Raw genomic sequence first — 11,977 nt, forward strand, 5'->3', positions numbered from 1 at the left:
AAGGCGGCTATTGCGCCGCATAGGCCGAGGGACCGTCCACGATCATCATCGGGCAGCCGCGCGAACAGCGTTCGACCCGGCTGTCGATGCCGTAAAGGCGGCCGATCATCCCGGGCGTCAGCACCTCCAGCGTCGGCCCGGTGGCCAGGATGCGCCCCTCTGCCATCGCCATCACCGTTGTGCAGGCGCGCATCACCTGGTTGAGATCGTGCAGCGCCAGGATCACCACCGCGCCGGTGTCCTCGGCATAGCTGCGCAGGCCGTCCAGCACTTCGTACTGCCGGTAAAGGTCCAGCGCCGAGGTCGGTTCGTCCATCAGCACGACCCGGGGGCGCGTCACCAGCGTCTGTGCGATGCTGACAGACTGGCGCTGGCCGCCCGACAGTTCGGGCAGCTGCCGGTCCGCCAGATGCGCCACGCCGAACCGCTGCAACGCCGCGTCCACCGCCGCCAGCTCCTCCGCCGAAAGCCGCCAGCCGCCGCCGCCCTGCTTCAGCGCGAGGATCACGGATTCGTAGACCGTCAGCGCGGCATTCATGCCGGTGTCCTGCGGCATGTAGCGCAGATCGTCCTGATCGGCGCCGGACAGATGCACCGCGCCCGAGCCGCGCAGCTGGCCCGCGATGCGGCGGAACAGCGTGGACTTGCCCGCCGCGTTGGCACCCACCAGCGCAGTCAGCGTGCCGCCGCCGATTTCGGGCGTGGTGGCATCGGTCAGAATGTGGCGCCGCCCGTAGCGTGCGCCGACCCGGTCGAGCGTGAGGCTTACCATGACTTGCGTCCTTTCGTCAGGATCAGGGCAGCAAAGAAGGGCACCCCGACCAATGCCGTGATGATGCCGATGGGCAGGACCGCGCCGGGCAGGATCGCCTTGGACAGCACCGAGGTCGCCGACAGGATCACCGCCCCCGACAGCATCGCGCCGGGCAGGAAAAACCGCTGATCCTCCCCCAGCAGCAGGCGCGCCACATGCGGGCCGACAATGCCGATGAACCCGATTGTTCCAACAAAGCTGACCGGCACAGCGGCCAGCAGCGACACCAGGAACAGCGCCTCCAGCCGAAGGCGTTTGACCGGTACGCCCATCGCCGCCGCCCGCGCTTCGCCCAGCCGGATCGCGGTCAGCGCCCAGGCGCGGCGCGCAAAGAGCGGCGTGCACACCGCAAGGATGACGGCGCAGACACCGACCTTGGCCCAGGTCGCCTTGGTCAGGCTGCCCATGGTCCAGAAAACCACTGCCGACAGCGCCTGTTCAGAGGCGAAATACTGCAGCAGCGCCAGTGCAGCGTTGAAGCTGAAGACCAGCGCGATGCCCAGCAGAACGATGGTTTCCACCGTCACGCCACGCATGGTGGACAGACCGAAGATCAGCAAAGAGGCTGCCATCGCCATCGCGAAGGCGTTGATCGGCACCATCAGCGAGACCGCCGCGGGAAAGATCGCGACACCCAGCACCATTGCCAGTGCCGCACCAAAGCTCGCCGCCGCCGACAGGCCAAGGGTAAACGGACTGGCAAGCGGGTTCGCCAGGATGGTCTGCATCTGCGCGCCCGCCAGCGACAGGCTGGCGCCCACTGTGACGGCAAGCAGCGCCATGGGCATCCGGATGTCCCAGATCACCACCCGCATCTGCAGGTCGCTCGACCCGGGCGCAAAGATCGTGCGCAGGACGTCGCCCAGCGGATAGCGCGCCGGGCCCAGAGACACATCGACGGCCAGTGAAAGGACCAGAAGCGTGGTCAGCCCCGCCAGAATGGCGAGGCGTCGCGCGACCAGCCCTCGATAGCTTGCCGCATGGGGCAGGGCGGCGGTGTCGGCTGTGACCATTGGGGCCTCCTCAGGTTCGGGGCGACCCCTTGGCCGCCCCTTTGCATTCAGTTCGACACCTGATCAAGCGAGACCCAGTAGCCGGGATGGTAGTCCACCGGCAGAAAGCGGTCATGCAGCTCTTTCATTGTCGATTCCGGGTCCAGGTCGGGGAACAGGTCCGGATGAAGCCATTTCGCCAGCTGCTGCACCGCGACAAAGCTGTAGGGGCTGTTGTAGAACTGGTGCCAGATGGCGTGTACGTTGCCGTTCTCCACCGCCGCAACGCCGGTAAAGCCGGGCCGTTCCATCAGGGCCGCGAGTTTCGATTTCGCCTCTGCCGTGTCAGTGCCGGGACCGACGCCGATCCAGTCGCCGCCGGGGACATAGGCGTCCCAGACGCCGCCCGTCACCACGATCTGGTCGGGATCGCTGGCGATCACCTGCTCGGCGTTGACCGTGCCGAATGTGCCGGGGATAAACGGCGCGGCCATGTTGTCGCCCCCCGCCAGTTCGACGAAGGTGCCGAAATTGCCATTGCCGAAGGACATGCAGCAATCCTCTGAATAGCCGCCCGCGCGTTCGACAAAGACCAGTGGCCGCTCAAGCCCTTCTTGCGCATCCAGCACATCCGTAACCCGCGCGATCTGCCCCTCGTAGAAGGCGTTGAATTCGGCCGCGCGGGCGGTCTCACCGAAGAGCTGACCGATGATCTGCATCGACTGGGCGGTGTTCTCGAACGGTTTCTCGCGGAAATCGACATAGACGATGGGGATGCCGACCTTGGCCAGTTTCTCTTCATAGCCAGCCTCGTCGGTGGCGGCCTTCGCCTCCAGGTTCATGATCATCACGTCCGGGTCCAGCGCAACCGCCTGTTCAATGTCGAAGGTGCCGTCCTTGAAGCCGCCAAAGGTGGGGATGTCTGCCATATGCGGAAATTTCTCTGCATAGATCGCATAGCTTTCGGGCGCGGCCTGAAGCAGGTCTTCGCGCCAGCCGACGACGCGCTTGAACGGGTCGTCGCCGTCCAGTACGGCGGCAAAGAAGATCTGCCGCCCTTCCCCCAGGATCACGCGGTCGGCGGGCTCGGGCAGTGTCACTTCGCGTCCGGCGATATCGGTCACTGTGACCGGGTCTGCCAGGACCAGGCCGGGAAGCAGGGACAGCGCCGCGGCGCCAAACGTCAGTTTCAGGGTCATTGTGGCATCCTCGTTTTCAAACTGGCCCTTGGATGGTGTATCCGATTAATTTAGTCAAGATATAGGCTGACAAAAAAGCTTGGGTATTCGTGGGGGCGAATTGCCGCCACCTCGCACAGCAGCCCGCTTGCGGTGGTGATCGGTCAAGAGTCCTCCAAACGGGATCACGAGACAAAGATCTGTTTTGGCACTGGCGCCCGGCGATTACACGCCGGACAGGTCGGTGCATTCCTGGATTTCATGCTGTCCGAGGCTGGCCGGTCGGCCCTGAGATCAGCAAGTCTCCTTGTCAGAACGGACGATACGGCGCCCGCATCCCTGCGCCTGCTGGAAACGCCGGAGCCAAGCCTTCGTCCCATCGCGTTGACGCCGACGCTGCTGATGGAACCTGATCAGCAGAGCGGCGGGAACTTCGTGGACCTTCGCATCTCCCCTTCAGGGGGAAAGCAACCGCGCCAAGCGTGTCAGGGCCAGCTCCGACCTTTCAATGCAGAAACCGGGTGTGGGCGCGGGCACCCTGCCGATCACACGGCGGATCTGCAGATCGCCGACCAGCAGGTTCATGTAGAGCGATGCCGCCTCTTCCGGCTGGTCAAAGGCCAGCTTTCCCTCAAGCCTCGCCGCGTCCAGCACCTGCACGACAAGCGGCAGGACGGTTTCCCGCCCGGCCAAAGAGATGACCGCGCCCAGCTCGCCGGTCGGATCTGCCGCCGCGGCGCGGTTCAGCGCGATGGCGCGGTCGCCCAACAGCAACTCCAGCAGCTTTGGCCCGAAACCTGCGAGCGTTGTCATCGGCTCACTCGCCGCCGCGAGTTCCCGTTCCAGAAGCGATTTCACCTCGGCCGCGTTTCTGGTCACAAGTGCCTTGAAGAGGCCCTGCTTGTCTCCGTACCAGTTGTAGAGCGTCTCGTTCGAGGCGCGCGCCTTCTTGGCGATGGCCAGCATGGAGGCACCGGCATAGCCCTTTTCCTCCAGCAGCGCATAGGCGGCGGTCTCGATCTGCTGCTGGCGCAGGGATTTGTTTTCTTCACGCATGTCGCTTCTCCGTGCCGGAAGAATCCGTAAGTCGTGTTACGGATATGTCAATGCGTAAACCGGATGTCGCTCTTGTCGATCGGGGGGCTGCCGGGCTTGGTCTGGCTGTTCCGGATGAAAACTCCATCTATGCCAGCCTGGCCCGCGCAGGACACAACCGGCTGACCGGCGGCGAACATCACAAAACGGAGCGTGTGGCTGGGGTGGTAGGATTCGAACCTACGATACACGGTACCAAAAACCGATGCCTTACCGCTTGGCTACACCCCAACGTGAGCCGCTAATTAGAAGCCTTGCGCGGTCAGTGCAAGTCCGTTTTGGCAAAAATCCTATTCCTCGGTCGCGTTCACGTTCAACAGGTCGCGGCGGGAAAGTTCGGCGCGTTCCTGGTCGACGATCTTTTCCAGCTCCTTTTCCGCCGTCGCGTCCACATCCTGGACCGGCGCGGGGGCGGGCGCGTCTTGCCGGGGGGGCGGGGCGCCGGTGTCTGCCCTCTGTCCCGTCAGTTCCGGCAGGTTCTCGATCCGGTAGCTTGGCAGAGGGGCGGCGATGCCCGCGGCGTCGAATGCCGCCTGCGTCAGCCGGATCGCTTCGGACCGGGCCAGCACGATGGAGGTGTCGTGCTGGTCGATCCAGGCCGCCATGTTGAGCGTGACCCAGAAATCATCGACCGATTCGATCCAGACCGAGGTTTCTGGGCTTTCCAACACGAAGGGCAGGGCGTCCAGCGTGTCCAGCGCCAGGTGGCGCGCCTGGTCCAGGTCCGCATCGGGGGCCACGGACAGGGCAAAGGTGAAGCGTCGCTCGGCGTTGCGTGAAAAGTTGACGATGCGGCTTTTGAACACCGTCGCATTGGGGATGCGGATGTGGTTGCCGTCAAAGCTCAGCAGGATGGTTGCGCGACTGGTCAGGCGGATCACCTTGCCGGTGTCGCCCTGAATCTCCACCGTGTCGTTGGGACGGAACGGCTGGCGTATCGACAGCATGATGGAAGCGATGAAGTTCTCAACCGTATCGCGCACCGCAAAACCGATGGCGAGGCCGACGATCCCGGCGGCGCCCAGGATGCCCGACAGCAGCGCGGTCGCCCCCACGATGTCCAGCGCGACGACCAGTCCGGCGATGATAAAGAACAACCGCACGATCTGGCGGTAGATGTCGGCGATGAAGGCGTTGGGCGAAAGCCGGTCCCAGGGCTGTTTGCGCCGGGCGATGAAAAAGCCCAGGAACACGACGGCAAAGAACACCGCCAGTGCGATCAGGGCCAGCGGCAGGAAAGCCACCAGCTGGTAGCCGCGTGACTTGAACCGCTCCACCGCCGGGTTCAGGCGACGGGCCACATCGGTGGTTTCGAAAACCTCGTTCTTGATCGCCACGACCCCCTCTACCCGGCCCACCAGCTCTGACAGACGTGTCGCGGCGTTCATGTCCAGCGTGGAGCCGCGCAGGGTGACGATGCCCGAGGACACGGTGACCGTGACGTCCTCGAACCCCTCCAGTTCGTGCAGGATGTCGCGGATGCGGGTTGCGATGGCCGCGTCTGACGCCGCGTCGTCCTTGATGGTGATGGTGCCGGTGGGCTGATCGCTGGTCTGGGAGGAAGCGGCATGGGGCAGCGCGGCCAGGGGCAGGGCCAGGCAGAACAGGTAGGCGAGAATGCGCATGGGCTGAAATCCGTCGTGATAGAATCCGGACACCCTAGGCCGCAGCCGCGGCCCTGGCAATCATGCGAAGAGGGGCCTTCAGCCCTGACAGTCCACCAGGATCGCCCCGTTGCGGCCGCCTTTCTCCACCGCCTCGTGCGCCGCTGCCGTCTCGGCCAGCGGCAGGATCCGCTCGGTCGGGCAGTCCAGCGCCCCGTCGGCCAGCGCGTGGTGCAGCCGGTCGATGGCCCGCGCCCGCTGGGCGGGGCGCAGCAGGTAGATCAGGATGATGTCGATTGTCACCGCCTTGAACAGCAGCGGCCCGAAGGACAGGGTCGGTTCCATCATTTGTGCCGAGCCGTAGGCTGCCAGTCGTCCGTTGGCCGCGATCAGCGCGGTGTCGGCGGCGATGTTGAGGCCGAATTCGACCTCGACCACGGTTCCGACAGGCATGCCGTCATTGGCGTCCAGCACCTGCGCCGCCAGGTCGCCCGCGCCGTAGTCGAACACGGCGTCCGCGCCAGCCGCCACGACCCGGTCCCGGTCGGCGGCGCTGCACGTCGCGATGACCCGCGCGCCGCCCCATTTGGCCAGCTGCACCGCCAGTCGCCCCACTGTGCCCGCGCCGCCCTGAACCAGCACCGTCTCGCCCGCCACATCGCCACCGCCAAAGACCGCGTGGCAGGCGGTCAGCCCCGGAATCCCGAGGCTCGCCCCGACGTCGAAGTCGACACCGTTGGGCAGCGGCACCGCCTGTTGGGCGGGTAACGTGATGTGGCTGGCGGCAGTGCCGTGGCTGCGCTGCCACTGGCCGTTCCAGATCCACACCCCTTGCCCGATCCGGGCAGGGTCGACGCCCGCGCCGACCGCCTCGATCTCGCCCGCGCCGTCGCTGTGCGGCACGATCAGCGGAAAGGCGGGTTTCGTCACACCGGGCCGGGTGCCTGCCCGCGCCTTCACGTCCGAGGGGTTCACCCCGGACAGCGCCAGCCTGACCCGGACCTCACCGGGGCCGGGTGCGGGGCTGTCGATCTCCTGCAGCCGCAAAACCTCGCGCGCCGGGCCGAATTTCTCATAGGTGATGGCTCGCATCGCTTATCCCCCTTTTGCCGTTTCGCGGCACTGTGGGGCAAAAGCCGGGCATGGGCAATCCGGCGTCGGGCAGGGGTGCGAAGCCGCGGTCAGTCGTGGATTTCGTCCGCCGCCACGCCCCAGATGCGGGACTTCGGCGCCCAGCCGGAATAGCCCCCGGTGCGCAGTTCGCACCACTCGGGAATGCACTCGCCCAACCGGGCCACCACGCCCAGTTCAAGCGCCGCGGCGATCGGGGCGTTGGGGTCGGGGCGCACGTGCAGCGCCAGCATGTCCTGTTCCACCAGAACCGTCCGGGTGCCGGACAGCAACGAGTAATGCACCCAGCCGCCCATGCCGTCGCGGTCTTCCACCCGCCGCCAGTGGCCGTGTTCGGCGGTGATCCTGAGCGGCATGTCCCGCCGTTTGTAGACCCAGTCGATCCGATGCGACAGCGACGGCCCCCGCCGCACGTTGCCTTCGGAGGCCTTCATGGACACGAACCTGGGAAGCGGAAGGTTGGTGACGGGCCCGACCCCTTCGGCCATTGCCGGGGGGCAGAGCACGGGCGCCGTCAAACTCGTGATTACCAACAGCGCCGCAAGGGCGCCTTTGAGTCGGAAGTTCATGGGTGCTGCCTGCACTGTCTTCTGTTTGGTTTTGTTTGCTCTTTTGCACCGCGAGGTTCTTGTGCCTCGTCGCTGCTTGGGACACCATGCGGGCAAAAGCGCATGCCGCCAAGACTGGGGAGGACGAAATGTCAAAGAAACGGTTGAGTGTTGTAGTCACGCGACGGTTGCCAGATGCCGTGGAGACGCGGCTGTCCGAACTCTTCGACGTGACCCTGCGCGAGGACGACGCCCCGATGAGCCGGGCAGAACTGGCCGAGGCGGTCAAGGATGCCGATGTGCTGGTCCCCACGATCACCGATACCGTCGATGCGGCGCTGATCGGACAGGCCGGCGAGCGGCTGAAGCTGATCGCGAACTACGGTGCGGGGGTCGACAACATCGACGTGGCGACGGCGCGCCAGCGTGGGATTCTGGTGTCCAACACCCCCGGCGCGCTGACCGACGATACCGCCGACATGACAATGGCCCTGATCCTTGCGGTGACGCGCCGCATGCCCGAAGGCATGGCAAAGATGCAAAAGGGCGACTGGACCGGATGGGCGCCCACCGCGCTGCTGGGCGGCCGGATCAGCGGGCGCAGGCTGGGCATTCTCGGCATGGGGCGCATCGGCCAGGCGGTGGCCCGGCGCGCACGCGCCTTCGGGATGCAGATCCACTACCACAACCGGCGCAGGCTGCACGCCGAAACCGAACGCGGTCTGGACGCGACCTATTGGGAAAGCCTGGACCAGATGGTGGCGCGGATGGACGTGATTTCGATCAATTGTCCGCACACGCCGTCGACCTTCCATCTGATGAATGCGCGGCGGCTGAAGCTGATGAAACCCGACGCGGTCATCGTGAACACCTCGCGCGGGGAGGTGATCGACGAAAACGCGCTGACCCGGATGCTGCGCGGAGGCGAGATCAAGGGGGCGGGGCTGGACGTCTACGAACACGGGACCGACATCAACCCGCGCTTGCGCGAACTGGATAACGTGGTTCTGCTGCCGCACATGGGGTCGGCCACGCTGGAGGGCCGGATCGAAATGGGCGAGAAGGTCATCATCAACATCAAGACCTTCGATGACGGCCACCGCCCGCCGGACCAGGTGGTGCCGTCAATGCTCTGATCCCGCCGGGGCGGGACCCGTAAGGCGCGGCTGCGCCGCACGCGATTCATGAGGGGATGAGGGGCGCTGTCCCTCAAGCTCCCTGAGGAAATCTGGGCCGGAAAGAAAGGGAGTTTGCACGATGTTGAAAACGATTTCGGTAGTGGCGATTCTATGTGCGGGGGCCGTATCGGCCCAGCAGGTGGCGGATACGGTGGCCCCCGAAGCGGCGGGGGCCGGTGTGTTCGAAGGTCTTGGCCCCGAGTACGCAGGCGCCATGGCCGCCAAGGTGCAGGGCAAACCGGTCAAGGCGCAGAACTGGATGGTCGCGGCGGCCAACCCCCATGCGGTCAAGGCGGGCGCGGATGCGCTGGCTGCCGGTGGCACGGCGGCGGATGCGCTGGTGGCAGTGCAAGCCATGCTGGGGCTGGTGGAGCCGCAAAGCTCTGGCCTCGGGGGCGGGGCCTTTCTGGTCTGGTATGACGCGCAAACCGGCGAAGTCACCACGCTGGACGGGCGCGAGACCGCGCCGTTGGCTGCCACCCCGCGCCGGTTCCAGGACGCGGAAGGTGAACCGCTGAAATTCTTCGACGCGGTGGTCGGGGGGCGCTCCGTCGGGGTGCCGGGGACGCCTGCGCTGATGGAGGCGGTCCATGCGCGCTGGGGCAGCCTGCCCTTTGCCGACCTGACCGCGCCCGCCATCGCCATGGCCGAAGAAGGGTTCGCGGTTTCCCCGCGTCTGGCGGGGCTGATCGAGGGGGATCAGGAACGCCTGGGCCGGTTTGCCGACACCGCGGCCTATTTCATGCCCGGTGGGGAGCCGCTTGCCGCGGGCGATCTGCTGAAGAACCCCGCCTATGCTGAAACGCTGCGGATGCTGAACGGCGGTGCAACCAACTTCTATACCGGCGCCAATGCCGAGGCCCTCGTGGCGGCGGTCAATGATGCGATGGACGGGGCCGGGATGCTCTCGCCCGTGGATCTGAGCATCTATCAGGTCAAGGAACGCGCGGCGGTCTGCGCCCCCTACCGCGGTCACGAGGTCTGCGGGATGGGGCCGCCGTCCTCTGGCGCGGTGGCCGTGGGGCAGATCCTGGGGCTGCTCGAAGGATATGACCTGAGCGCGGGACCGCAGGATCCGCAGGTGCGCCGCCTGATGGGCGATGCCGCGCGGCTGGCTTTTGCCGACCGGGGCCGGTACCTGGCGGACAGCGACTATGTGCCGGTGCCGGTCACGGGGCTGCTGGACAAGGCCTATCTGGCCCAGCGCGCCGAACAACTGGCCGGAGATGCGGCGCTGGACGAAGTGGCACCGGGCGAACCCGAATTCGACCATGCGCTGCTGTGGGCCGATGATGTCTCGCTCGAACTGCCGTCGACCTCGCATATATCCATCGTGGATGCGGCGGGTAATGTCGCCAGCATGACCACCACCATCGAGAACGGCTTTGGCAGTCGGATCATGGTGAACGGCTATCTGCTGAACAACGAACTGACCGATTTCTCCTTCAGTTCCCACAGCGACGGGGTGCCGATTGCCAACCGGGTGGAACCGGGCAAGCGGCCGCGGTCTTCCATGGCGCCGACGATCGTCCTGAAGGATGGCAAGCCGGTGCTGGCCGTGGGCAGCCCGGGCGGCAGCCGGATCATCGGTTATGTGGCCGAAGCGATCATCGGCGTGATCGACTGGGGGCTGGACGTGCAGCAGGCGGCCAGCATTCCCCACGCGGTCAACCGCTTTGGCGCCTACGATCTGGAGGAGGGCACCCCGGCGGCAGACCTGCTGGAGCCGCTCGCCGGGATGGGATACGAGGTTGGCACCCGGGCGCTGACCTCGGGCCTGCACCTGATCGCCACCGGGGAGGATGGTCTGCAGGGCGGCGCCGACCCGCGCCGCGAAGGCATCGCATACGGACAATAGAAGGACCGCCCCGCGGCGGAGGAGGAAGCACTATGGCACAAGTCACCACGCTGGCAAGAAACGAGGACGGGATCGGTACGGTCCTGGGGGTGCTCAAGCAGACCTTCGGAGAACGGTTCCAGACCGGCGAAGCGATTCGCGAGCAGCACGGCCACACGACGACCTGGATCGAGAACCAGAAACCGGACGGCGTGGTCTTTGCCCGCTCGACCGAAGAGGTGTCGCAGGTCGTGAAGGTCTGCGCCGAGCACAAAGTGCCGGTCATTCCCTACGGCACCGGGACGTCGCTGGAGGGCCACGTCAACGCGCCCGCCGGTGGCATTTCCATCGACCTGTCGCAAATGGACAAGGTGCTTGAGGTCAATGCGGGCGACCTGGATTGCCGGGTGCAGCCGGGGGTCACGCGGGAGGCGCTGAACACCCACCTGCGCGACCAGGGGCTGTTCTTTCCGATTGATCCGGGCGCCAATGCCTCGCTTGGGGGGATGACGGCGACGCGCGCCTCGGGGACCAACGCGGTCCGCTACGGCACGATGAAGGACAATGTGCTGAGCCTGGAAGTGGTGCTGGCGGACGGCAGGATCATGCGCACTGCCAGCCGGGCGCGAAAGTCCTCTGCCGGGTATGACCTGACACGGCTCATGGTCGGATCAGAGGGCACGCTGGGCCTGATCACAGAGATCACCCTGAAGCTGCAGGGCATCCCCGAGGCGATCTCGGCGGCGCGCTGTTCCTTTCCGACGCTGGAGGCGGCATCCCGCGCGGTGATGGCAACGATCCAGTACGGCCTGCCGGTGGCGCGGATCGAACTGCTGGATGCGCGGGTGGTCCAGGCGGTGAACGCCTATTCCAAGCTCGACCTGCCGGAAACGCCGTTGCTGCTGCTGGAATTCCACGGCTCGGAGACCGCGGTGGCGGAGCAGGCGGAGACCTTTGGCATGCTGGCAGAGGAAGAGGGCGGGACGGGCTATCAGGCCACGGGGTCGCTGGAGGAGCGCAACAGGCTGTGGCAGGCGCGTCATGACGCCTATTGGGCCATGCTGGCGCTGCGGCCCGGCTGCAAGGCCGTGACGACGGATGTCTGCGTCCCGATTTCGCGTCTGGCCGAGGCGGTCGCGGCCACGGACGCCAAGGCCCGTGAGATGGGGCTGATCGCGCCGGTGGTGGGCCATGCGGGCGACGGGAATTTCCACGCATCCTTGCTTTTGGACATGGCCGACGCTGCGGAAGTGACCCGCGCGGAGAGCTTCGTCAGCTGGCTGAACGACCTGGCGATTTCCATGGACGGCACCTGCACAGGCGAACATGGCGTGGGACAGGGCAAACGGCCCTATCTTGTGCGGGAACTGGGGCCGGAGGCGATTGGCGTCATGGGGGCGATCAAGGTGGCGCTGGACCCCGACAACATCATGAATCCGGGCAAGATCCTGCCTGCCTGATCCCAAGGAGCGGCTGCGCCGCACGACATGCCTGGCCTTTGCGGCAGGCTGAGCCCCGGACCCCGGCGTTGCGGATGCGGCACCGGGTTCCGGTGTATTTGAGGAACAATGAACGACATGGTTGCGCGCCGACCCCGCCG

The 11,977-nt window shown here is 66.0% G+C and carries 10 protein-coding genes and 1 tRNA gene; 3 read left to right on the forward strand and 8 right to left on the reverse strand.

What is annotated here, in order from left to right; genetic code table 11:
* Positions 1-7: 7 nt before the first annotated feature.
* The 8 genes from FIU94_RS08510 to FIU94_RS08545 all read right to left on the reverse strand — a co-directional run bounded on the left by FIU94_RS08510 (position 8) and on the right by FIU94_RS08545 (position 7,302).
* Complete coding sequence (locus FIU94_RS08510) at positions 8-772, reverse strand: ABC transporter ATP-binding protein (protein WP_152465392.1); 765 nt, start codon at positions 770-772, stop codon at positions 8-10.
* Positions 766-1,827, reverse strand: coding sequence for an iron ABC transporter permease (locus FIU94_RS08515; protein WP_152465393.1), 1,062 nt, complete (start codon positions 1,825-1,827; stop codon positions 766-768). The genes FIU94_RS08510 and FIU94_RS08515 overlap by 7 nt, the downstream gene beginning before the upstream one ends.
* A 47-nt stretch (positions 1,828-1,874) precedes the next feature.
* Entirely contained in the window at positions 1,875-3,005 is a 1,131-nt protein-coding gene (locus FIU94_RS08520; protein ID WP_152465394.1) for an ABC transporter substrate-binding protein, read from the reverse strand.
* A 435-nt stretch (positions 3,006-3,440) separates the two neighbouring features.
* Positions 3,441-4,040, reverse strand: a complete 600-nt coding sequence (locus FIU94_RS08525; RefSeq protein ID WP_152465395.1) for a TetR/AcrR family transcriptional regulator — start codon at positions 4,038-4,040, stop codon at positions 3,441-3,443.
* Between the two features lie 195 nt (positions 4,041-4,235).
* Positions 4,236-4,310, reverse strand: a tRNA-Gln gene (locus tag FIU94_RS08530).
* Positions 4,311-4,369: 59 nt separating this feature from the next.
* Positions 4,370-5,704: a mechanosensitive ion channel domain-containing protein gene (locus tag FIU94_RS08535; protein ID WP_152465396.1), complete on the reverse strand. Its 1,335-nt coding sequence runs from the start codon at positions 5,702-5,704 to the stop codon at positions 4,370-4,372.
* A gap of 78 nt (positions 5,705-5,782) precedes the next feature.
* Positions 5,783-6,775 carry an NADPH:quinone reductase gene (locus FIU94_RS08540; RefSeq protein ID WP_152465397.1) on the reverse strand — a complete coding sequence of 331 codons (993 nt, stop codon included), beginning with the start codon at positions 6,773-6,775 and terminating at the stop codon, positions 5,783-5,785.
* Between the two features lie 89 nt (positions 6,776-6,864).
* Positions 6,865-7,302: an SH3 domain-containing protein gene (locus FIU94_RS08545; protein WP_254702655.1), complete on the reverse strand. Its 438-nt coding sequence runs from the start codon at positions 7,300-7,302 to the stop codon at positions 6,865-6,867.
* A gap of 209 nt (positions 7,303-7,511) precedes the next feature.
* On the opposite strand from FIU94_RS08545, the gene FIU94_RS08550 reads away from it, so the two are divergent.
* The 3 genes from FIU94_RS08550 (at position 7,512) to FIU94_RS08560 (ending at position 11,837) form a co-directional block, all read left to right on the forward strand.
* A complete protein-coding gene (locus FIU94_RS08550) occupies positions 7,512-8,498 on the forward strand; it encodes a D-glycerate dehydrogenase (RefSeq protein ID WP_152465399.1) in 987 nt (328 codons plus the stop codon).
* 121 nt (positions 8,499-8,619) lie between these two features.
* Entirely contained in the window at positions 8,620-10,398 is a 1,779-nt protein-coding gene (gene ggt, locus FIU94_RS08555) for a gamma-glutamyltransferase (RefSeq protein ID WP_152465400.1), read from the forward strand.
* Positions 10,399-10,430: 32 nt separating this feature from the next.
* The gene (locus tag FIU94_RS08560; protein ID WP_152465401.1) at positions 10,431-11,837 is read left to right on the forward strand and encodes an FAD-binding oxidoreductase; all 1,407 of its coding nucleotides are present in this window, start codon (positions 10,431-10,433) and stop codon (positions 11,835-11,837) included.
* Positions 11,838-11,977 lie beyond the last annotated feature (140 nt).

It is taken from the genome of Sulfitobacter sp. THAF37 (assembly GCF_009363555.1).
In the GTDB taxonomy this organism is placed as follows: domain Bacteria; phylum Pseudomonadota; class Alphaproteobacteria; order Rhodobacterales; family Rhodobacteraceae; genus Sulfitobacter.